At 36.3% G+C, this 23,888-nt stretch carries 21 protein-coding genes, 1 pseudogene and 1 other annotated feature; all 22 genes and pseudogenes read right to left on the bottom strand.

Features of this window, described 5'->3' with window-relative positions; all coding sequences use genetic code 11:
- Positions 1-265: 265 nt before the first annotated feature.
- Positions 266-904 carry an orotate phosphoribosyltransferase gene (gene pyrE, locus CRO45_RS02040; RefSeq protein ID WP_097147949.1) on the bottom strand — a complete coding sequence of 213 codons (639 nt, stop codon included), beginning with the start codon at positions 902-904 and terminating at the stop codon, positions 266-268.
- Between the two features lies 1 nt (position 905).
- Complete coding sequence (pyrF, locus tag CRO45_RS02035; protein ID WP_097147948.1) at positions 906-1,613, bottom strand: orotidine-5'-phosphate decarboxylase; 708 nt, start codon at positions 1,611-1,613, stop codon at positions 906-908.
- Positions 1,613-2,524, bottom strand: coding sequence for a dihydroorotate dehydrogenase (locus CRO45_RS02030; protein WP_097147947.1), 912 nt, complete (start codon positions 2,522-2,524; stop codon positions 1,613-1,615). Before CRO45_RS02030 ends, pyrF begins: the two co-directional genes overlap by 1 nt.
- Positions 2,521-3,294, bottom strand: coding sequence for a dihydroorotate dehydrogenase electron transfer subunit (locus CRO45_RS02025; RefSeq protein ID WP_097147946.1), 774 nt, complete (start codon positions 3,292-3,294; stop codon positions 2,521-2,523). The genes CRO45_RS02030 and CRO45_RS02025 overlap by 4 nt, the downstream gene beginning before the upstream one ends.
- A complete protein-coding gene (gene carB / locus CRO45_RS02020) occupies positions 3,291-6,491 on the bottom strand; it encodes a carbamoyl-phosphate synthase large subunit (protein ID WP_097147945.1) in 3,201 nt (1,066 codons plus the stop codon). Before carB ends, CRO45_RS02025 begins: the two co-directional genes overlap by 4 nt.
- Positions 6,484-7,584 carry a carbamoyl phosphate synthase small subunit gene (locus tag CRO45_RS02015; protein WP_097147944.1) on the bottom strand — a complete coding sequence of 367 codons (1,101 nt, stop codon included), beginning with the start codon at positions 7,582-7,584 and terminating at the stop codon, positions 6,484-6,486. Before CRO45_RS02015 ends, carB begins: the two co-directional genes overlap by 8 nt.
- Positions 7,574-8,860 (bottom strand): dihydroorotase, encoded by a 1,287-nt coding sequence (locus CRO45_RS02010; protein ID WP_097147943.1) that lies wholly within the window; start codon positions 8,858-8,860, stop codon positions 7,574-7,576. The genes CRO45_RS02015 and CRO45_RS02010 overlap by 11 nt, the downstream gene beginning before the upstream one ends.
- A complete protein-coding gene (locus tag CRO45_RS02005) occupies positions 8,823-9,740 on the bottom strand; it encodes an aspartate carbamoyltransferase catalytic subunit (protein WP_097147942.1) in 918 nt (305 codons plus the stop codon). The genes CRO45_RS02010 and CRO45_RS02005 overlap by 38 nt, the downstream gene beginning before the upstream one ends.
- Positions 9,741-9,906: 166 nt before the next feature.
- A complete protein-coding gene (locus tag CRO45_RS02000; protein WP_097147941.1) occupies positions 9,907-11,223 on the bottom strand; it encodes a uracil-xanthine permease family protein in 1,317 nt (438 codons plus the stop codon).
- Positions 11,224-11,242: 19 nt separating this feature from the next.
- Positions 11,243-11,791 (bottom strand): bifunctional pyr operon transcriptional regulator/uracil phosphoribosyltransferase PyrR, encoded by a 549-nt coding sequence (gene pyrR / locus CRO45_RS01995; RefSeq protein ID WP_097147940.1) that lies wholly within the window; start codon positions 11,789-11,791, stop codon positions 11,243-11,245.
- 334 nt (positions 11,792-12,125) lie between these two features.
- Complete coding sequence (locus tag CRO45_RS01990) at positions 12,126-13,043, bottom strand: RluA family pseudouridine synthase (protein ID WP_097147939.1); 918 nt, start codon at positions 13,041-13,043, stop codon at positions 12,126-12,128.
- Positions 13,043-13,519 (bottom strand): signal peptidase II, encoded by a 477-nt coding sequence (gene lspA, locus CRO45_RS01985; RefSeq protein ID WP_097147938.1) that lies wholly within the window; start codon positions 13,517-13,519, stop codon positions 13,043-13,045. Before lspA ends, CRO45_RS01990 begins: the two co-directional genes overlap by 1 nt.
- Positions 13,520-13,944: 425 nt before the next feature.
- The gene (ileS, locus tag CRO45_RS01980; RefSeq protein WP_097147937.1) at positions 13,945-16,704 is read right to left on the bottom strand and encodes an isoleucine--tRNA ligase; all 2,760 of its coding nucleotides are present in this window, start codon (positions 16,702-16,704) and stop codon (positions 13,945-13,947) included.
- A gap of 82 nt (positions 16,705-16,786) precedes the next feature.
- Positions 16,787-17,041: a binding site (T-box leader), on the bottom strand.
- Between the two features lie 205 nt (positions 17,042-17,246).
- Positions 17,247-17,756: pseudogene (locus tag CRO45_RS01975) on the bottom strand (DivIVA domain-containing protein); the annotation flags it as partial.
- A gap of 94 nt (positions 17,757-17,850) precedes the next feature.
- Positions 17,851-18,636: a YlmH family RNA-binding protein gene (locus CRO45_RS01970; RefSeq protein ID WP_097147935.1), complete on the bottom strand. Its 786-nt coding sequence runs from the start codon at positions 18,634-18,636 to the stop codon at positions 17,851-17,853.
- Positions 18,637-18,724: 88 nt separating this feature from the next.
- Positions 18,725-19,012, bottom strand: coding sequence for a YggT family protein (locus CRO45_RS01965; RefSeq protein WP_097147934.1), 288 nt, complete (start codon positions 19,010-19,012; stop codon positions 18,725-18,727).
- Positions 19,013-19,034: 22 nt separating this feature from the next.
- Positions 19,035-19,493, bottom strand: a complete 459-nt coding sequence (locus tag CRO45_RS01960) for a cell division protein SepF (RefSeq protein ID WP_097147933.1) — start codon at positions 19,491-19,493, stop codon at positions 19,035-19,037.
- Between the two features lie 15 nt (positions 19,494-19,508).
- On the bottom strand, positions 19,509-20,177 hold the full coding sequence (locus CRO45_RS01955; RefSeq protein WP_097147932.1) for a YggS family pyridoxal phosphate-dependent enzyme: 669 nt from the start codon (positions 20,175-20,177) through the stop codon (positions 19,509-19,511).
- A gap of 72 nt (positions 20,178-20,249) precedes the next feature.
- Entirely contained in the window at positions 20,250-20,489 is a 240-nt protein-coding gene (locus CRO45_RS01950) for a PRC-barrel domain-containing protein (protein WP_097147931.1), read from the bottom strand.
- 156 nt (positions 20,490-20,645) lie between these two features.
- The gene (sigG, locus tag CRO45_RS01945; protein WP_097148098.1) at positions 20,646-21,425 is read right to left on the bottom strand and encodes an RNA polymerase sporulation sigma factor SigG; all 780 of its coding nucleotides are present in this window, start codon (positions 21,423-21,425) and stop codon (positions 20,646-20,648) included.
- Between the two features lie 231 nt (positions 21,426-21,656).
- A complete protein-coding gene (sigE, locus tag CRO45_RS01940; RefSeq protein WP_036181762.1) occupies positions 21,657-22,364 on the bottom strand; it encodes an RNA polymerase sporulation sigma factor SigE in 708 nt (235 codons plus the stop codon).
- A gap of 247 nt (positions 22,365-22,611) precedes the next feature.
- Entirely contained in the window at positions 22,612-23,439 is an 828-nt protein-coding gene (locus tag CRO45_RS01935; RefSeq protein WP_097147930.1) for a sigma-E processing peptidase SpoIIGA, read from the bottom strand.
- Between the last annotated feature and the right edge of the window lie 449 nt (positions 23,440-23,888).

Genomic DNA, 23,888 nt, shown 5'->3' with positions numbered 1-23,888 from the left:
ACAACATACAAGGATTTTTCATTTTTTTGTCACGCAACACACGTTTCCATGACATCTTTCAAGGATTTTCCATTTTTTTGTCACGCAACAAACGTTTCCGTGACATCTTTCAAGGATTTTTCAATTTTTTGTCACGGAACTCACGTTTGCGTGACAAATTCACCGGAAAACAATGATTTATAAGATAACTATTGCTCTACTTCTAAGAGAAAAAGAAGAAGGGTGCATCTAAAAATCATAGACGCACCCCCACCCATCAAACCTACTATTCCTTCACCAACGTCCCAGCCTTCAACTCCGCATGCCATTCTTTCAAAAATGGAATTTGGTCTTCTGAGATGGTACCGGATTCTGCCGCTGCTTCTGTTAAGTAATCAAAGTTTGTTAAACTTACATATTTTACACCGATTTCTTCAAATGCTTTTTCGGCTCTTGGTAAGTTATATGTATAAACGCAAACGACACCTACTACTTCACAACCCGCATTACGAAGTGCTTCAACCGCTGTGATTGAAGAGCCGCCTGTTGAAATGATATCTTCCACAACGACAACTTTTTGCCCCGCTAGGATTTTACCTTCGATTTGATTGCCACGGCCATGTTCTTTTGCTTTTGAACGAACATACACCATAGATAATTCTAAAATATCTGATACCCATGCAGCGTGGGGAATACCCGCTGTTGCTGTCCCTGCTACCACTTCTGTTTCAGGGAAAGTTTCTTTAATACTGCTAGCCAAACCATTTGCGATTTGCTTGCGAGCAACTGGATCAGAAATCGTTAAGCGTGTATCACAATAAATTGGAGATTTAATACCTGATGCCCAAGTAAATAATTCTGTTGGATTTAGTTCTACTGCTCCAACTTTTAACATTGCATGTGCGATCTCTTTATGTAATGACATTTTATTTAGCCTCCCAAAGTTTAACAACCGTATTATATGCATTTACTGGATCTGCAGAATTTGTAATCGCTCGACCTACAACGATTAAAGACGAGCCGTGGTTTCGTGCAAAGTTTGGTGTTGCCACTCGTTTTTGATCATGGCTTTCTCCACCAGCCAATCTAATTCCTGGAGTCACACGAAGGAAGTCTTCACCACAAACTTCACTAATCGTAGCTGCTTCATGCACCGAACAAACAACTCCATCTAAACCAGCCTGCTTAGTTATTTGAGCATAATTTAATACTGACTCAATTAATGGTAATTTGATTTTTTGTTGTTCTTGCATTTGTTGTTCTGTTGTCGATGTTAACTGTGTAACTGCGATTAAGCCAGCACGTGACTGATCAGAAGGTGTGCCTGCTTCCAATCCTTCCAATGCACCTTCCATCATATTAATACCACCAGCAGCATGCACATTAACTAAGTCCACTCCTAATCGAGCTAGACCTTTCATAGCAGACTTCACTGTATTTGGTATATCATGAAGTTTTAAATCAAGAAATACATCGTGGCCGAGACCCTTTACTTTTTCAACGATATTAGGGCCTTCTTGTAAATAAAGCTCCATACCAATTTTAACGAATAAAGATTCATCAAAGTGCCCTAAAAATTCAACTACTTCTTTTTCACTTGGAAAATCGAGTGCGATAATTGGTTTGTTATTCATTAACGGTGGCTCCTTCCGATGAGATCCTTAATACTTTCTATCCCAAGTTCATCCAACTTTTTAGGAAGTTCCTCAATAATCTTTGGACAAACAAATGGGTCCACAAAGTTTGCTGTTCCAACTGCAACTGCAGATGCACCAGCTGACATAAAGTCAATTACATCTTGTGCACAAGTTACGCCACCCATTCCGATAATCGGGATTTCTACTGCTTTATACACTTCATACACCATGCGAATTGCGACAGGTTTTACCGCTGGACCTGAAAGACCACCTGTACCATTCGCGATGACTGGTTTACCAGTGCGTTCATCTAAGCGCATCCCAACTAGTGTATTAATCATTGTAATCCCATCTGCACCGCCAATTTCAACTGCTTGGGCAATTTCAACGATGTTTGTAACGTTCGGTGATAATTTCACATAGACCGGAACTTTCGAAACAGCCTTTACCGCTTCTACTAATTGTCTAGCAACTACGGCATCTGTACCAAATGTAATTCCACCTTGCTTAACATTCGGACATGAAATATTTAGCTCTAACGCTTTTACATTTGGAGCCTTTGAAATCTCACGGGCAACATCGACATAATCATCTAATAGTGAGCCTGCCACATTGGCAATAATCGGAACATCGAATCTCTCTAACCACGGAAGTTCCTCGCTCATTACCTTTTCAAGGCCAGGGTTTTGAAGGCCGATCGCATTTAGCATTCCTGCAGGTGTTTCTGCTACGCGTGGTGTTGGATTTCCAAATCTCGGTTCAACAGTTGTAGCCTTGATCATAATGGCTCCTAACTTCGATAAATCATAAAGATTCGCAAATTCTCTTCCAAAACCGAAACAACCAGAAGCCGGCATAATTGGGTTTTTTAACTCTAGTCCAGGTAGTTGGATACTAATATTACTCACAGCTTCACAACTCCTTTCGCAAATACTGGTCCATCTGAACAAACTTTTACATAATCTTTTTCAACCTTGTCTGTTGTCTTACAAACACATGCAAAACATGCGCCGATCCCGCAACCCATACGCTCTTCAAAAGATAAAAATCCTTGCTTTTCAGGATAAAAATTCTCAAGTGCTCTTAACATTGGAAGTGGACCGCAAGCATAAAACGTGTCAAACTCTGGTGTTAATTCTTCCAGTAAATCTGTTACAAAACCTTTTGTACCATGCGTACCATCAACAGTTACATAATGTGTGTCACCTAATGTAGAGAACTTTTCTTCATAAAAAGTAACATCTTCTGTTGCAAATCCAAAAACGTGAATAGTTCGTACATCTCGTGCTTTTAATTGCTTTGATAGTTCATATAGTGGCGGAACACCGATCCCTCCACCTACTAACAACGCCGTCCCCCCTTTTGGTACTGCATCAACGGGAAAACCATTTCCTAATGGCCCAAGAACATCTACTTCATCACCAATTTGTTTTTGTGATAAACTTTGTGTTCCTCTACCTTCCGCGCGATAAATTAACGTAAACTCACGAGATTCTTTATTTATATTCGCTATACTGATGGGTCTTCTAAGTAGAGGCTCAAAGGAATCTGATACTCTAATATGGACAAATTGTCCAGGACTTGCATCCTGAACAATTTCCCCTTGTAATGTCAATTCATATATATTTTTTGCTATCTTTTCTTGCTGTACGACTGTCATTCTTTCTTGTTGAATCATGAATGAACTACCTCCGCTTTTGGCATTTCTTCTGCTGTAAATGTCATAGATTCAATGACTTCTAACATAGCTTCAGCAGTATCTAATGATGTTAAACATGGGATACCATTTTCAACCGATTCACGGCGAATACGGAAACCATCACTTGCTGGTTGTTTCCCTTTTGTTAATGTATTAATTACTAGTTGTGCTTCACCGTTTTGAATCACATCGATTAAAGTTTTTTCTTTCGATCCGATTTTACCAACAACATCCGATTGAATCCCCGCATTGGCAAAGCTACGAGCTGTTCCTTCTGTCGCCATTATTCGATAGCCAACTGTAATAAATCGTTTCGCTAATTGAATAGCTTCTTCTTTATCTTTATCTGAAACAGTGAATAGTACTGTACCATAAGTTTTCACTTCAGTTCCTGCTGCAACAAACCCTTTATATAGTGCCTTTTCGAACGTTACATCTTTCCCCATTACTTCCCCTGTTGATTTCATTTCAGGTCCGAGGGTAATGTCTACACGACGTAGTTTTGCAAAGCTAAATACTGGTACTTTTACATAAACACCTTTTTGTTCTTTGGCAAGACCATATTCATAGCCCTGTTCAACAATTGATGTACCGAGAATCGCTTTAGTTGCGATATTCGCCATTGGTATGTTCGTAATTTTGCTTAAGAATGGTACTGTACGACTTGAGCGTGGGTTTACTTCAATAACGTAAATTTCACCTTGGGAAAGTACGTATTGAATATTCATCAAACCGATAATTCCTAATCCTTTTGCTAACCGAGTCGTATAGTCAACTAACGTTGCTTTTTGTGCCTCTGTTAGTTTTTGTGGTGGATATACAGAAATCGAGTCACCAGAGTGAACACCTGCGCGCTCGACATGCTCCATAATTCCTGGGATTAAAACATTCTCACCATCGCTAATTGCATCTACTTCGATTTCTTGACCAGTTAAATAACGGTCTACTAATACTGGGTGATCTGGAGATGCTTCTACAGCGTTTTCCATGTAGTGTTTTAATTCTTCTTCGTTATAAACGATTTCCATTGCGCGACCACCAAGAACATAAGAAGGTCGAACAAGTACAGGGAATCCAAGTTTTTTACCAATTGCTATCGCTTCTTCAGTTGAAACTGCAGTTTCCCCTGCTGGTTGAGGGATACCAAGTTCGTGTAAAGTTTGCTCAAACTTATCGCGGTTTTCAGCACGGTCGATATCTTCTAAGCTAGTACCTAAGATTTTCACACCATTAGCCGCTAATTTGTCAGCCAAATTAATAGCAGTTTGACCGCCGAATTGAACAACTACACCAATCGGTTTTTCTAAATCAATAATGTGCATGACATCTTCAATTGTTAAAGGCTCAAAGTAAAGTTTGTCTGAAATGGAGAAGTCCGTTGAGACCGTTTCAGGATTTGAGTTAATAATGATTGCCTCATAACCTGCTTCTTGAATCGCCCATACGGAGTGAACCGTTGCGTAATCAAACTCAACACCTTGCCCGATCCGAATTGGGCCAGAACCAAGAACAATAACAGAAGGTTTTTCCGTTACGATTGACTCGTTTTCCTCTTCGTATGTACCGTAAAAATATGGTGTTGTTGATTCAAATTCAGCCGCACAAGTATCCACCATTTTATATACTGGAATAATGCCTTTTTCCTTACGATAAGCATACACCGCTTCTGCCGTTGTATCCCAAAGCTCTGCAATTTTCTTATCCGCAAATCCCATACGTTTTGCTTGGCGAAGAACTTCCGCATTATTATTATTTACAGATAACGTTTTTTCCATTTCAATAATGTTTTGTAATTTATATAAAAACCATAGATCAATTTTTGACCATTCATGAATTTGTTCTACTGTCACACCACGACGTAACGCTTCACCAATGAAGAATAGTCGTTCGTCACCAGCTTTACGAATTCGTTTTTCAATCCATTGATCACTATTTTTCTCTGGATGTTTTAATTCAATATGAACATGTCCAGTTTCAAGTGAACGTACTGCTTTTAAAATCGCCTCTTCGAACGTGCGTCCTAAAGCCATTACTTCACCTGTTGCCTTCATTTGCGTACCTAAGTTTCGTTTTGCAGATTCGAATTTATCAAATGGGAAGCGAGGTATTTTTGCCACTATGTAGTCAAGGGCTGGTTCAAAATCTGCGTAAGTTGAGCCAGTAACTGGGTTTTTAATTTCATCCAATGAAAGACCAACTGCAATTTTAGCTGCCAATTTTGCAATTGGATAACCCGTTGCTTTAGATGCTAAAGCTGACGAACGAGACACACGCGGGTTTACTTCGATTACATAATAATTGAAGCTATCTGGATCAAGTGCTAATTGTACGTTACATCCACCCTCAATTTTCAAAGCACGAATGATGTCTAAAGAAATATTACGTAACATTTGATATTCACGATCAGATAACGTTTGAGATGGTGCTACAACAATTGAGTCACCCGTGTGAATTCCTACAGGGTCAAAGTTTTCCATATTACAAACAACAATTGCATTATCTTTCGAGTCACGCATTACTTCATATTCGATTTCCTTGAAACCTGCTATGGATTTTTCAAGTAAACATTGTGTTACAGGGCTATATTTTAAACCACTTTGTACAATCTCTTCTAGTTCTTGATCGTTATGGCAAATACCACCGCCTGTTCCGCCAAGAGTAAATGCAGGACGAACAATAACTGGATAACCAATTTTTGCAACAAATGCTTTTGCTTCAGCTATGTTATGAATAATATCTGATTCTGGCACAGGGGCACCTAATTCATACATTAAGTTACGGAATAAATCACGGTCTTCTGCTTTATGAATGGCATCTAATTTAGTTCCTAAAATTTCAATTCCTAACTCATCTAAAATACCTGATTCTTGAAGTTGAATTGCCATATTTAATCCAGTTTGACCACCAAGTGTTGGAAGGATTGCATCTGGACGCTCTTTACGGAGGATACGTGAGACAAATTCTAAAGAGATTGGTTCGATGTAAACTTTATCGGCAATCTCTGTATCTGTCATAATTGTTGCAGGGTTAGAATTAATAAGAATTACACGGTAACCTTCTTCTTTTAAAGATAGACACGCTTGTGTTCCAGCGTAATCAAATTCTGCCGCTTGACCGATAATGATTGGTCCAGACCCAATTACTAAAATGGTTTCTATATCTGTACGTTTAGGCATGTTGTTTCTCCTTCCCTGCATGGGCTTCCATTAACTCGATAAATTCATCAAATAAATGATTCGAATCTTCTGGTCCTGGTGATGCTTCTGGATGATATTGAACTGTGAATATTGGATATTTTTTATGACGTAAACCTTCGACAGTGCCATCGTTTAAAGCTACATGGGTAACTTCTAAATCCGTTCCTTCTAATGATTCAGCGTCAATTGCATAACCGTGGTTTTGTGATGTTAACTCCGTACGTCCTGTACGTAAATCTTTCACTGGATGATTTGCTCCACGATGTCCAAATGGTAGCTTGAAGCTTTTTGCGCCACAAGCTAATGCGAATAATTGATGACCTAAACAGATTCCGAAGATTGGCACTTTTCCGATTAGTTCTCGGATTGTTTCAATTCCTTCTGTCACATCTTGTGGGTCTCCAGGTCCATTAGATAACATAATACCATCTGGATACCACGCTAGAATTTGTTCCGCAGGTGTGTTATAAGGAACCACCAAAACGTCACAGTGACGTTTGTTTAATTCACGTAATATTCCATGCTTCATACCGAAATCTAGTAATACAACACGTTTTCCACGTCCTGGACTTGGGTATGCAGCTTTCGGTGATACTTCCTTCACATGATTTGTAATTGGTGGAGTTGCTAATAATGTAGCAACAAGATCATTTACATTTACATCAGCATCCGCTTCTGTTAAGAATGCACGAACGGCACCTTTAGAGCGTATTATTTTAGTTAATTTTCGAGTATCAATTCCTTCAATTCCTGGGATGTCTTTCGAGATTAAATACTCATTTAAACTCATATCAGAACGGAAATTAGAAGGCTCTTTTGCAAGTTCACGTACAACCATCCCGCGAATACTTGGACTTACTGATTCAAAATCGTCACGGTTAATTCCGTAATTCCCAATTAAAGGGTAAGTAAACGTAATAATCTGTCCGTAAAATGAAGGATCTGATAATGTTTCTTGATATCCTGTCATTCCTGTCGTAAATACGACTTCACCTTGTGATGCTTTATCACTTCCGAACGCAATTCCTTGAAATACAGTACCATCTTCTAAAACTAGCAATCTACTTTTCATAAATTACCTCCAGCTCATATACGATATTGCCTTCACAAATCGTCATAATTGGCCAACCTTTTGCTTTCCACCCGTTAAACGGTGTATTGCGACCTTTAGTTTCAAATTTTTCAACTTCTATCGTTTGTTCTCTATTTAAATCAATGATAGTTAAATCTGCAGAAGCACCTACTTCAATTGTTCCATATGGTAAGTCGAAAATCTTCGCTGGTTTAACCGTCATCCAATCTACTAATTGTTTTAATGTCCATTTCCCTGTTTCTACGAAATGTGTATAAAGCAATGGGAATGCAGTTTCAAATCCAACAATTCCGAAAGGTGCACCAACCATTCCACAACATTTTTCTTCTTCCGTATGAGGTGCATGGTCTGTAGCGATACAATCAATTGTTCCATCTAGTAATGCTTGATGTAATGAGTCTAAATCGTCTTTCCCTCGTAATGGAGGGTTCATTTTCCAATTTGCATCATCTGAAGGAATATCCATCTCTTCTAATAATAAGTGGTGTGGACAAACTTCAGCAGTCACTTTAATACCTGCAGCTTTTGCATCTCGTACTGCACGTACAGATTCTTTTGTTGACACGTGACATACGTGGTAGCGAGCACCTGCAGCTTCAGCTAATAAAACATCACGAGCGATTTGAACTGATTCACAGATCGAAGGAATTCCTGGTAGACCTAACTCTTTATTGCGAATACCTTCGTGCATAACACCATCATAGATTAACGAATTGTCTTCACAGTGTGCTACAACTACAGCATCTACTTTCGCTGCATCTTGCATTTGTTCATACATTGTAGAAGCAAGTTGAATTCCAATTCCATCATCCGAAAATGCTACTGCTCCATGTTCTTTAAGTTCAGCGATATTCGTACGTGTTTCTCCCGCTTCATCTATCGTAAGAGATCCGTAAGGTAATACACGTACAACTGCACTTTCTTCTATTAAACTATGGATTAAGTTTAAGTTTTCAATTGTATCTGGCACTGGTTTAGTATTTGGCATTGCACAAATTGTTGTGAAGCCACCTTTTGCAGCTGATTTTGTACCAGTTTCAATTGTTTCTTTATGTTCAAATCCTGGTTCACGTAAATGAACATGTAAATCAACAAACCCTGGAGAAACAAAATTGCCATTCCCTTCAATTACTTCAGCACCTGGAGGTAGTTGACCACCAATCTCTTTGATTGTTTTATTTTCAATCGTGATACTAGTTGTCACTAATTCACCTTGTTTATCTAGCAATTGAATATTTTGAATGTACTTCATCATTTATTTCTCTCCCTTTCAAAATTGACTCTAAGATGGCCATTCGAATAAATACACCGTTTCTAACTTGATCAAAAATTCTAGAACGTTCACATTCTACAAGTTCTGAAGCTATTTCTACGTCTCTATTTACTGGAGCTGGATGCATTATAATCGAACCTTTTTTCATTCTAGCTTCACGTTCAACTGTCAATCCGTATTGCTCATGATAACTTTCCTTAGAGAAGTTTTTATTATTTTCATGTCGTTCATGTTGAACACGTAATAACATGACTACATCACTATCTTCTAAAAGTCCGTCCCAAGAATGGTGAGCTTCGAAATCTCCTGCCCATTCTTGAGGACAAAGGAAGCGTACATTTACACCTAAATTTCTCAACGCGATTGCGTTTGATTTTGCGACACGGCTATGTGATATGTCACCAACAATCGTTACATTTAAACCATCAAACTGTCCAAATTCTTTATGAATTGTATATAGGTCTAATAGGCTTTGAGATGGGTGCTGTCCTGCACCGTCACCAGCATTAATGACAGAAACATTGATTCCTTCGAGTAATTCATTGTAATACGCTTCTTCTTTTGCTCTGATGACAACAGCATCTATACCAATCATTTCTAACGTTTTCACTGTATCGTACATTGATTCCCCTTTTAGTGCGCTTGAAAAACTTGCATCAAAAGGAATTACTGTACAACCTACTTTTCTTTCAGCCATTTCAAAACTTGTACTTGTACGTGTACTTGGTTCAAAAAATAAGTTTGCTACGTTATATGATCGACATAAATTATGTTGTTCTCCTCTTTCAAACTCTTCTGCCCTTAAAATGATGCTAATTAACTCCCTATTTGTTAAATGTTCCATTGAAAGTAAATTTTTCATGCATGTACGCCTCCATTGTGTATAAACTTGGGTTTAAAAATACCTCGCATGGTAATTGCGAGGCAGTAGGAGGTATGAACTTGAACAAATTTTCGTCCAACTTCATAAGTCCCCTTTTTTGCCTCTCTGGACAAATCTTTAAAGGTTTAATTTATAACATTATTAATTATTCACTAGTTTCATAAATTTCTATTTCTTCTTTATCTCGACCAGGTAAAACTAAGTTTAAAACTACACCGACGATTGCTGCTAATGCCATACCTTCGATTGCAAATGTTTCAGTAAATCTAAGTACTGCTCCACCAATCCCTATGACTAATATTACTGAAGCAATTACCATGTTTCGGTTATTCCCAAAATCTATGTTGTTTTCAACTAACATTCTTAAACCACTAGATGCGATGATCCCAAACAGTAGAATTGAAATACCACCAAGAACAGCAGTTGGGATTGTTTGGATTAACGCCATTGCTTTACCTACGAAAGAGAATAGAATGGCTAAAATTGCTGCACCTAAAATAACGTATACAGAAAACACTCGTGTAATTGCTAGAACACCGATATTTTCACCGTATGTAGTTTTTGGTGGTCCACCGATTAATGCACTTGCGAATGTACCTAATCCATCACCTAGTAACGAACGGTGTAAACCTGGATCTTTAATATAGTTTCTATTTACAACTTTACCTAACACTAATTGGTGACCGATATGTTCTGAAATCGTTACGATAACGATTGGCACCATTCCTAGTAATATAGTAGAAGTGATATTAAATTCATAATGTACTCCTGGAATTAAAAACTCAGGTAATGCGAACCATGCAGCTTCCTGTACTTTTGTAAAGTCTACAATTCCGATAATACTTGAGTATATGTAACCAACTATTAGACCTAACAATATTGGCATTGTACTTAAAATATTTTTAAAGAAGATTGTGAAGATGATTGCTGCAAATAACGTTACTAACGCTGCTGAGAAATGTAGTACGCTATATTGTTCCACACCATCAACTGTTATGTTCATCGCCATGCCTACTGCTGTTCCAGCTAATCCTAAACCGATAACCATAATTACTGGTGCTACAACGATTGGTGGTAGTAAACGCATTAACCATTTATAACCTGTCTTCCAAATGATTAAGGAAACAACTGCGTATGTGACACCAACAGCCATCGCTCCTATCATCGCGTTACCTGGGTTAATACTTTGCCCCGTCGTTGAGTCAATTCCTGCTACAACAAGAATTGGTGATATGAAAGCAAAGGATGATCCTAAATAAGCAGGTACTTTAAACTGAGTAATTATTAAAAAGATGATTGTTGCAATACCACTTGTTAATAATGCGATTGAAGGGCTTAGTCCAACTAATTGAGGTACTAAAATTGTTGCACCAAACATTGCAAACATATGTTGAAAACTTAACGTGATTAATTGTCCAGCTGATGGTTTATCGTTAATATCAAGTACAGCATTTTTTGCCATATTGTCTCCTACTCTCTTCCTAGTCCATTTTGTGTAGCGTAACTTTGTCTTCTCCGTCCACTTCAGAAATGTTAACAACAATTTGCTCACTGCTTGAAGTTGGGATGTTTTTTCCAACATAATCTGCTCTTATTGGTAGTTCTCGATGTCCTCTATCAATTAATACTGCTAATTGAATTTGTGATGGTCTACCTAAATCAATCACTGCATCTAGTGCTGCACGAATAGTTCTACCTGTGTAAAGAACGTCATCAACTAGTATTATTTTTTGATTTTCTACTACATAATCAATATCAACTTCTTTTACTTTTGGTTCGCCATTTTCAAATTTTGAAGATAAATCGTCGCGATACAATGTTATATCTAATTCACCAGTACGAATTGGCTTACCCTCAATCATTTTAATTCTCTCAGCTAATCGTTTTGCTAAGAAGTCGCCTCTTGTTTTAATTCCTACTAAAATACATTCATCTATACCTTTGTTACGTTCAATAATTTCGTGGGCAATTCGTGTTAATGCACGATTCATTGATGGTCCATCTAATAGTTCTGTAAAATTTTGTGACATGGTAAATCCTCCTTTGAAATTTTGTCATTCCGTTGTGTAGTGATGAAATTGTAACAATTCACCTTTTCCAAATAAAAAACCTCTTAAGCATTCGCTTAAGAGGTTGGTAGTAGTTGTGTTTATGGGCATGTTTAAATAAGCTGCTGGTCCTAAATATATGTACATAAATACATATACGGTGATCCGCAAGCATGCTTTTCAACATTTCACAAGTACCTTTTCAGCCTCTCTGGACTGCCTTTAAAGGTGAATATTTAATTTAAAAACAACTGTCGCTTTTTGCGATATTATTTTCATTCACTGAAGCAAAGTATAAACCTTTATTTTTAACTCGTCAACCTTCATTTCTTAAATTTTCTAGTAATGCCACAAAATCGTCTGGTAACGGCACTTCAAATTCTAGGTATTCTTTAGAAGTTGGATGTACAAATCCTAATACACCTGCGTGTAACACTTGTCCACCAAAATCTATCGTTTTCTTCGGACCATATTTTGGATCACCTACAAGAGGATATCCAATATAGTTCATATGGACACGAATTTGATGAGTTCGTCCAGTCTCTAATATACATTCAACAAGCGTATAAAGACCGCCGAAACGTTCTTTTACGTTGAAGTGAGTTACTGCATGTTTTCCATTATCAACAACTGCTTGTTTTTGACGATCTTTCGGATCCCGGGCAATCGGCGCATCAATTGTTCCCTTATCATGGGCAATATGACCATGAACTAGAGCGGTATATTTCCTAGTTACTGTTTTATTCACTAATTGTTCTACTAGGGAATGGTGCGCATTATCATTTTTAGCTACCATTAGTAAGCCTGAAGTATCTTTATCGATACGATGGACAATTCCTGGTCTCATAACGCCATTAATTCCTGATAGGTCCTTACAGTGATACATTAAACCATTTACTAAAGTTCCCGTTGTATGTCCTGGCGCAGGGTGTACAACCATTCCTTTTGGTTTGTTGACAACAAGTACATCTGCATCTTCATAAACAATTTCTAAATCTAAATCTTCTGGGATCACTTCGAGTGGTTCTGGTTCTGGAACATCAATCTCGACAACATCCCCTACTTTTACTTTATATTTTGCTTTTACTTCTTCTCCGTTCACAGTCACAATACCGCCATCTGCAATCCAGCTAGCAATTTGTGAACGTGACCATTCTGTTGCAATGGTCGATAGAGCTTTGTCTATACGTTCACCTGCATTATTCTCATCAATTGTATATGTCACAATTGTCATTATTTCACCTTTTTCTTTTCTGCTCGTTCTTCCATAAGTACCGTAATAATAATCATAATAATTGAAATTGTAAGTGCTGCATCTGCAATATTAAATATTGGGAAATGATAATTGAACACAGGGATTAAAACATCAACAAAATCAACGACTTCTCCACGGAATAGTCGGTCGATAAAGTTTCCTAATGTACCACCTAATAAAATCATTAAACTAACTGCGAAAAAGTGATTTCCTTTAGCTTGCTTATGAAAATAATAAATAATACCTATTACAACAACAATCGTCACAATGAAGAAGATCCACATTTGCCCTTCAAGCATTCCCCATGCCGCACCACGATTTCGATGGGATAAAATACCAAGCCACGGATCCCATATGCTTATACGCTCACCTAACTCCATATTTTGCACGACTATCCATTTCGTCCATTGATCTAGCAGTACAATGAGTAGCGCAATTCCATAATATATATACACAGTATTCCCCCGTTTACGCTAAATTCTTAATTATTCTATCATAAAACGATAGTCTGTCCTACTAAAGAAGAAGAGGCTGGGACATAAGTAAAAAAGTACAATCGATCATTCTTTTCCGATTGTACTTTTTGGATATAGTGTCGTTCGCTTCCGATGCAGGCCTCGCTTTCCACGGGGAAGCCGCTTCGAGCTAAAGCTCTGCAGGGTCTCGGGCCAACAGGATGTTGGTCACAAAGGCGTTGCAACAGGACGTTGCGCTCTTAGCCTTTGATCCTTGAGGCTTCTATATCCCGTAGGAGTCTCAGCCTGCCTCTCCAGCGAACGTCTTTCAAATATAGGTATGAGTAATTTTTTACTATACAAAAACTTTCTGTTTGTAGAAAATTATGTTTTGTCCCAGCCTCATTAAATATTTAAACAAATATTTAAACGTAATATTTCTCTACAACATCTGCACAGCGAGCACAGACTGTTGGGTGATTCTCATGTTGACCTACTGTATCTGAGTAAGACCAGCAGCGTTCACATTTTTCACCTTCAGCTTTTTCAACTACAATCGATAGTTTATCGAGTACTAGTGCATTTTCTGGAGCAGCATCTTTAGTACCTGCAACTTGTAGCTGAGAAACGATAGAGATTTGTGCAAAGTTAACTGCTTCATCATTAATAATATCTACAACATTGCTATCTGCATAAATAACTACTTTTGCTTCTAATGATTTACCGATTACTTTTGCATTACGTGCTTCTTCTAAAGCTTTTAACACTTCGTCGCGAAGAGTAATTACTTTCGACCATTTTTCACGTAATTGTGCGAAGTTGCTACGCTCAACAACTTCAGGGAAGTCCGTTAATTGAACAGAAGCTTCTTCTGCATTTAAATATGACCATAATTCATCCGTAGTATGAGGGATAATTGGTGTTAATACTTTTAGTAATGTTTGTAACGTATCGTACATTACTGTTTGCATTGCACGACGAGCTTTACTATCAGCACCTTCGATATAAACTACGTCTTTTGCAATATCTAAGTAAAATGCTGATAATTCTACTGCAACAAAGTTATTCACAGCATGATATACATTTGAGAATTCGTAACGATCATAAGATGCGCGTACTTGTTTTAATAAATCTTGTAATCGCATGTACATATATTGATCCATTTCACGTAACTCTTCGTATGCAACACGGTCAGTCTCAGGGTTGTAATCAGATACATTACCATGTAAGAAACGTAAAGTGTTACGGATTTTACGATACACTTCTGAAATTTGTTTTAACATATCCATCGAGATACGAACATCCCCAGTATAATCTACTGATGCTACCCATAAACGAAGAATATCAGCACCATATTGATTCATTACTTTTTCTGGAATGATTACATTTCCTAATGATTTACTCATTTTACGGCCATCACCGTCTAATACGAAACCGTGTGTTAATAGACCTTTATATGGTGCATAGCCGTTAATAGCAACAGAAGTAATTAAAGAAGAGTTAAACCATCCACGGTGTTGGTCAGATCCTTCTAAATATAAATCTGCTGGATATTTCATACCACGTTCAACTAGTACACCTTGGTGAGTCGAACCAGAGTCGAACCAAACGTCCATAATGTCATTTTCTTTCGTAAACTTACCATTTGGACTACCTGGATGAGTAAATCCTTCAGGTAATAAATCCTTCGCTTCACGTTGGAACCAAATATTTGAACCATGTTCACGGAATAATTTTGATACGTGTGCAATCGTTTCTGGTGTAATAATTGGCTCATTATTTTCTGCGTAGAAAATTGGAATTGGCACACCCCACGCACGTTGACGAGAAATTACCCAGTCACCACGGTCACGAATCATGTTGTATAAACGTGTTTCTCCCCAAGATGGTGTAAATTCTGTGTCACGTACCGCTTGTAATAACTCATCGCGGAACATATCTACTGATGCAAACCATTGAGGTGTAGCACGGTAAATAACAGGTTTTTTCGTACGCCAGTCATGTGGATATGAGTGAACGAATTTTGAAACTTTTAATAAAGCGCCTAGTTCTTGTAATTTTTCAACCATTACTGGGTTTGCTTTTTCATAGAATAATCCTTCAAAACCAGGTGCCTCATCTGTATAACAACCGCGATTATCAACAGGACTTAAAACAGGTAAGTCATAACGTTTACCTACTTGATAGTCATCATCACCATGACCAGGCGCTGTGTGTACACAACCAGTACCAGCTTCAGTTGTTACATGATCACCAAGCATTACTAAAGAGTCACGTTTATAAATTGGGTGTTCTGCAACTAAACGGTCTAAGTTTACACCTTCAACTTCTTGATCGATTTCATAAGATTCCCAACCTAATTCAGTTGCAACCTTTTCAACTAAGTCTTTCGCTACAATATACTTATCGTTATTTGCCGCTACTACAGCATATTTATATTCTGGGTTTACCGAGATCCCTAAGTTAGCTGGAATTGTCCATGGAGTTGTCGTCCAAATGATGAATTTAGCGTCCTCAGGTACTACACCTTTTGCATCCTTAATACCAAATGCTACATAGATTGAATACGACTCAACATCTTTATATTCAATTTCTGCTTCAGCTAATGCTGATTCGGAAGAAGGAGACCAATATACAGGTTTAAGCCCTTTATAGATATAGCCTTTTTCAGCCATTTTACCAAATACTTCAATTTGACGAGCTTCAAACTCTGGCTTTAATGTAATATATGGATTTTCCCAGTCTCCGCGAACACCAAGTCTTTGGAATTGACCTTTTTGGTTTTCAATTTGCTCATATGCGTATTCTTCACAAAGTTTACGGAACTCAGCTACAGACATTTCTTTACGGTTTACACCTTTGTTTGTAAGAGCTTGTTCAATTGGTAGACCATGTGTATCCCAACCTGGAATATATGGTACATGGTAACCAGTCATTGAACGATGACGGTTAATCATATCTTTAATCACTTTGTTTAATGCATGACCGATGTGGATGTCACCATTTGCATATGGAGGTCCATCATGGAGTACAAATTCTGGACGGCCTTCAGTGCGTTTATTCACTAAAGCATTAATATCCATCTCGTTCCATTTTTCTTGAATTTTCGGCTCATTAGCCGGTAAATTTCCGCGCATTGGGAAAGCTGTTTTCGGCATTAATAACGTATCTTTATATTCCACCACTATTTTTTCCTCCTAGTTGTCATTAATTGTTGCATCAGAAAACTTGACTCATCTGCCAAAATAAAAAAGCCTTTCATCCCTCAAAAGGGACGAAAAGCTATGCAATCGTGGTACCACCCTAATTCGCAAAAAATTAATAAAATAATTTTTGCCTCATAGACACTGTAACGTCGTGTACACGAAATCACTTACTCAAAATACCTCTAATAGTGAAATTAGATTTCAGTGATTTAGTTCAGGAGTGATTTTCTTTTTTGAATACTATGTTCGAGCTTCCACCATCCTCGAATCGCTTTTGTCAGCTTTCAAAAAATACTGTCTCCGTCAGCACTATCTAAATTATTAAATTTATATATTCGAGAATCAGTATATGAAAAGGAATAATTACAGTCAAGTAAAAAGTGTAATTTCACTATTTATATTGGCAAATAAGGCAAATATTATAGTAAATGCTTTAATTCATCATCAGAGATTTCTCTTTTATCTTCATTTTCTTCATCATAAAACGAATTATTGTTATATGAATCAGCTTGATACATCTCATCTTCAACTCGTTTTTGATGATCTTGTATTTCTGTTAAACCTATATCATATTCCATTAATGTATTCCAATCGTCAGACTTTAACATATCTAATTGAGCTTCAACTAACATTTTAAAGCGGTTTCTGAAAACTTTAGATTGCTTTTTTAAGTCATTAATTTCAATTGCGATTTTACGTGACTTCGTTAATGCCTCATTAATGATACGATCTGCATTTTTTTCTGCTTCTTTAATAATTAATTTTGCTTCCTGTTGTGCATTGCGACGAACTTCTTCAGCAGCCTCTTGTGCAACAACAATCGATTTCTGTAAAGTTTCTTCAAGTGTATTATAATGTGACATACGTTCTGTCATCGTTTTAATTTTCTCTTCTAATTCTTTCTTTTCACGTAAAATAATCTCGTAATCTTTTATAACTTGGTCTAAAAATTCGTTTACTTCGTCTTCTACATAACCGCGGAAGCCACGAGTAAATTCTTTGTTATGTATATCAAGAGGTGATAATGGCATTTAACTACACTCCTTCATTCTGATCATTTTATTCTATTATACAGATGAAAAAGGAACTTCGCATTATAATTTGATAAAATTTAACAAAGAAGGTTCATTTTTGTTCTAAATATCCTATAATAAGTCGAATTTTTTCCTTTTTTGTACGTCCTTCTATTTTCAATATCTTTATTCTTCCAAAACCGCTAACTGAAAGGATGTCACCATCCTGTATATCGAAAGATACCGATTCTCTTACAGTCCAATTTACTTTTACTTTACCTGCTTGTATTAATAGTTTAGATTTTTCACGAGATATTCTTAATGCTAATGATAGTATGGAATCAAGTCGCATAGATGATACAGTTAAGGTTTTTTCAACCCACTTCTCATTACTTTGAATTAGATTTTCAAAATCGGCCATTAACTCTAATTGGACTTTTGCTTTACCTATTGATACAAGATTTGTTTCCACATATTCTGCGATTTCTTTCGATATTGCAAATTGGATGTTATCATCTTCTATTGTTATATCACCAAACTTAGAACGACTCATTCCTAAAGAGAGTAAAGATCCTAATACATCGCGATGTTTTAGCTGAAGAAATTTAGAAGGATAGTTAACCGAAAAAATAGCTATCTGAAAATCGTCCTGGTTAGGTTCTATGTAGGATGGACAAATAATCATTCTTTTTCTTTCTGCCTCATCAAATATACCTTCAGAATACAAGTTGAGTTCATCACTTTGTCCAATGATAGATGATATGATGAACTGCTCCCGCGGATCTAAAAAATCTGTTAATCGAATATTATGGCGATACAACACATCACGATGCCATTCAATCACTCTTTCTATAAACGGTTGTTCATCTTTTCTAAAATGCTGGATAAGATGTTCCATAATAGCTCCTTAAATAGTTAATAGTAGTTCTTATATTGCACAAAATTTTAAAAAATAAAAAACCCTACATTGTAGGGTGTAGAATACATTAGGAGAATAGATTATAAATATTTTCGACGACGATAAAAACGCCTCTACGAATGAAATCTAATAACAATAATGCGATGATTGGTGAAAAATCAATCATTCCAATAGGTGGTATGAACTTTCTAAAGAAACCTAAATATGGATCTACTGCTTTTGCTAGTAGCCGCCCAACACTAGAATCTTGAGCTGATGGTATCCATGACATAAGTATATAACCGATAACCATAAATTGATAAATCATAAATAAATAAGAAATAAATTGTAAAATTTGATATAAAATTGGATCCATAAAATTTAATTACCTCACTCGTTTATTGTGTATCGTCGTACAAGTAGTTAGACACCTCGCCACTAACTTCAACATTTTCTGGTGTACATAAGAATATATCATTGCCGATTCTTTGTATATCCCCATCAAGTGCATAAACAGTACCACTTAAAAAGTCAATAATACGGATACCTTGTTCACGATCAATACGTTGTAAGTTGACAACAATTGAACGTTTATTTTTAAGGTGCTCTGCAATATCCTGGGCCTCAGCATATACTCTTGGTTCTACGATCACGACTTTTGAACTTTTCAATGAGTTGGCTGACTGAATACTTACCACATTAAAAGGTGCTTCCGGCTCTGGTTTACGCTCTTTTTTCGCTCGAGTTTTCACTGGTTGCTCTTGTTGTTGCTTAACTGGAGGTTGGCTAGCAGGTTGTACATCTTCTTCCTCTTCTTCTAAGTAAAAGAAATTTTTAATTTTATTTTTCATACTCATACGCTTCCCTCTTTTCTATCCAACAAGTGCTGTACCAATTCTTATAAACGTTGCACCTTCTTCAATCGCAATGGCGTAATCATTAGACATTCCCATTGATAGTTCTGTGCAAGGTGCATATGGTAACTGTAATTCGACAACTTCTTGTTGTAATTGTTTTAAATCTGAAAATACTTTTCTAATAACAGATTCATCCTCTGTATTTGGTGCCATTGTCATTAACCCAACAATTTGAATTTTTGAAAACTCTGCTAATGATTGAATAAAAGGAATAACCTCTTCTCTAGATAACCCATGCTTCGATTCTTCTCCAGATACATTTGCTTGAACAAAGCATTTGACAGGTTTTTCTGCCCGTTTTTCAATTTCAGTAGCTAAACTCATTCTGTCTAGGGAATGAAGATAATCAATTTCATTAATAACCTGCTTCACTTTTCTAGTCTGTAGTGAACCAATATAATGCCAAATTGCCTTATCATTTAATTCTTCTTTTTTAGCTAATAATCCTTCCGGGCGATTTTCACCTAAATGAAAAATATTATTATCTAATACTTCTTTTGTTCTTTCAGTAGACACTTGTTTTGTTACAGCAATGATTGTAACATCTTGACCATATTTACTATTCTCTTTTGCTTGATCTATATCCGATTGTATATTAATTAAATTTTCACTAATCTTAGCCATATATTTCCCAACTTTACTTCATTTTAATTTATTGTAACAATGTGTATAGTAATTTTCAATGTTTAGCGCATTCTATTCATATGCAGACTTCACTAAAATAACATCTTTCCCAATAACTAATATATCACTTATTAGAACTTTACTCACGGCTTCCTCATTTTGCATAAAGGATAAGAATTTTTTTGGTTCTGAAACTAAGAACGAAACTATTTTCCCTGTATGTTCATCTACCTCAGCATCAACGATGAAACCAATAAATCTCCCACTCGAAGCTTCAATAATTTCTTTTTGCTGTACCGTTGAAAATCTCATAAATAAATACTCCTTTCACAGTTTTAAGTATAAGGGTATAGACTCCCACTGATTGTTTTACATCAAATAAAAATAAAGACGCACTAAGTAGATACCTAGTGCGTCCGATGTTTTGATGATATATTTGAATTTAATTTTTTTTAGACAAAATAGTTCTTAGTTTACTTTATAATCTTTTTGCATTGTTTCGATTGCATTTTTTTCAAGTCTTGAGATTTGGGCTTGAGAAATTCCTAAGGATTTAGCAATCTCTGTTTGCGTCTCGCCATAGTAAAATCTTTTCGCTAAGATTAATTGTTGTCTTTCATCAAGTTTTTGCATACTCTCTTTTACACTAACGTATGCTACCCATTGTTCTTCTGATACATCATCGTCACGCAGCTGATCCATTATAAATACCGCGTCACCACCATCAGAATAGATAGGTTCTTGTAAAGACAATGGATCTTGTATAGCATCTAGTGCATAGAGCACATCTTCTTTTTTCATTTCAATCATTTCAGCTAATTGCTCTATTGTTGGTTCATATAGATTTTCTGTAATGAAGGCTTCTTTTGCTTGCATAGCTTTGTAAGCAATATCCCTTAAAGATCTAGAGACTCTTAACGCATGATGATCACGTAGATGTCTACGAATTTCACCAATTATCATTGGTACAGCATATGTTGAAAATCGTACATTATGCTTTAAATCAAAATGATCGATAGCTTTTAGTAGACCGATACATCCAACTTGGAATAAATCATCTGCCTGTTCACCACGATAAGAAAATCTCCCTACAATACTTAATACAAGTCTTAAATTACATATGACGAGTTCATCTCTAACCCATTCTTCTCCACTCTGTAATCGAACAAACAACTCTCTCATCTCTTCATGTTTTAGTACTGGCAAAGAAGCTGTATCAACACCACAAAGCTCTACTTTTGTTCGCACCATCTTCTTTTCCTCCGAACTATATTTTTTTCTCTGAACTGTTTTTTAAGTTTGTCCGGATTAAAAAAGAATATGCACGTTATCCACGTCCAATTTCATCCAATGAACTTCACTAACTTTATAAGTTCATTTAGAGTTTTTCGCGGGTAATGTGCATATAATGGTTGATGGAAACGATATAATTTAAGTTTATATAAAAGTAGAAAGAATATTCAGTTTTTAAAAAACAGATTAAGAAATCGGCTGATTTAAATGCTCACGTAAATCTAAAATGATTTTTTTCTCAAGGCGAGAAATATAAGATTGAGAAATTCCTAAATGGTCAGCCACTTCTTTTTGAGTCATTTCTTGTTTTCCGTTTAAGCCGAAACGACATTCCATAATGTATCTTTCTCTTTCACTTAAGCCGTTAATTGCTTGAAACATCGTTGCACGCTCGATTTTTTTCTCAACATCGTTCATGATAATCTCTTCTTCTGTTCCTAAAATATCTGACAATAATAATTCATTGCCATCAGGATCTGAATTTAATGGCTCATCTAAAGAGACTTCACCTTTCATACGACTAGTTTTTCTTAAGTGCATTAAAATTTCATTTTCAATACAGCGGGATGCATAAGTAGCAAGTTTAATATTCTTTTCTGTGTTAAATGTTTCGATTGCCTTTATTAGTCCAATTGAGCCGATACTAATTAAATCTTCAATAGGTGTTCCTGTATTATCAAACCTTCTTGCGATGTATACTACTAGACGTAAATTTCTTTCAATTAAAGTATCTCTTGCTCGTAAATCTCCATTCATAAAGGCTTCAATAACTGTCATTTCTTCTTCTCTAGTTAATGGTACTGGCAATGAATCGTGCCCCCCTATATAGTACGTTCCTTTAGTGCGAAACTTACTGAATATTTTTTGAAAAAAGGCTATTACCGTTTTAAACAATCATTTTCCCCCTTTATGAATCACTTAAATTCAATTCCACTTGGCGTATGTGTGACTGCCGCAAGCTTTGGGTCACAGATTTAACATTTTTACTTTGAATTTATCGGCTAGATAAATTCATTTAAAGGGCTGTGACATCCGCTGGAGGCATTAACTTCATTCAATTGGAGAAGAACCCATACCGAATGGAATAATCCTTTGCATACAACTCATAACTTAATAAAGAAGCAAACTTCAAAGAATGAAGTTAACTAAGCGCTAAAACGTGCAATATCAATTGTGCATCTTGTGGGTACTTTGCATCATTACGGGTAAATACAACGTATTCGTCATATATTTCTTTATTTGTAGTTCCACTTATTTTCAGTCGATCGAATCGAAATGCAAGCACTGTGGACTTCTCTTTTTGCACAGTGGAGAGTGTCAAAATTCGAATTTTGGGGTAAACAGTTGATGGGAACATTTTTAATTGATAAGGATCTTTTTCATCCCATTGCAGTAGTGCATCGTGAAATTCACTTGGTAAATTATTTGATACTGCTTGATAAGATAGGAAATGTACTGGTTTTTGACTCATTGGCTCCACAGCTTCATTACCTGTATCGATAAAACCTTTTAGATAATAAGTGTTTTGTAAAAGCTGCAATTCACAATCCACTACAAACGATTGCTGTATTTTCTCTTGTTTCATCGTTCTCCACTTTAAATGAATAGCAGATAAACTTATAAATGCAATAGACGTACAGAAGATGAAAAATAGAAAATCAGATTGTTTGAGTAAGAAAGGTAATAAGCTAGTTAATAATCCACCGAGAAAAAATGTTGCAAGAAATAGTACAGTTCCCTGTTTTAATAGTGTTTGGATATTAAATGAAAATGCTACCCCAATTAGTATGACGAAACTAAGCACAGCTCCAAGTAAAGATTGATGCAAAATACTTGCGATTAGTCCGCTACAAAATGCACTGAGGATCAACCTACTTCGTTTAACATACAATCCCGTTATTTCTTGTGTGAATTTTAATAAAAAATAATTAAACAACGTATTGTATAGTACGAGTAATTCTCCAATCATTTTAGCGTCCTCCTATTGATAGATTAGCATTTAAGAGTTGTAGAAATTGTCAAACCGTCGTACACAATCTAAAAATAATTTTGACAAAGCTTAACATAAAGTCATGAAAATCGACGTTATCAAATTAATTTACAATAATATGAATAAACGCTAGCAAATTATGAACGCTATTTACTTTATTTATAAGTGAATTATTAGGAAGTTTATCGAATTTCCAATTATTGTGTAAAAACTCAAAATATTCAGAATTGTATTAAATTGTGTGTGTACCTGGTACCCGAAAGATTCTGAATTGTATTGAATTGTGTGTGTACCTGGTACCCGAAAGATTCTGAATTGTATTAAATTGTGTGTGTACCTGGTACCCGAAAGATTCTGAATTGTATTAAATTGTGTGTGTACCTGGTACCCGAAAGATTCTGAATTGTATTGAATTGTGTGTGTACCTG

This window comes from Ureibacillus acetophenoni (genome assembly GCF_900220965.1).
Lineage (GTDB): Bacteria > Bacillota > Bacilli > Bacillales_A > Planococcaceae > Ureibacillus > Ureibacillus acetophenoni.
Note: the sequence above shows the minus strand (reverse complement) of the source record. Positions and strands in the feature narration are given on the sequence as shown.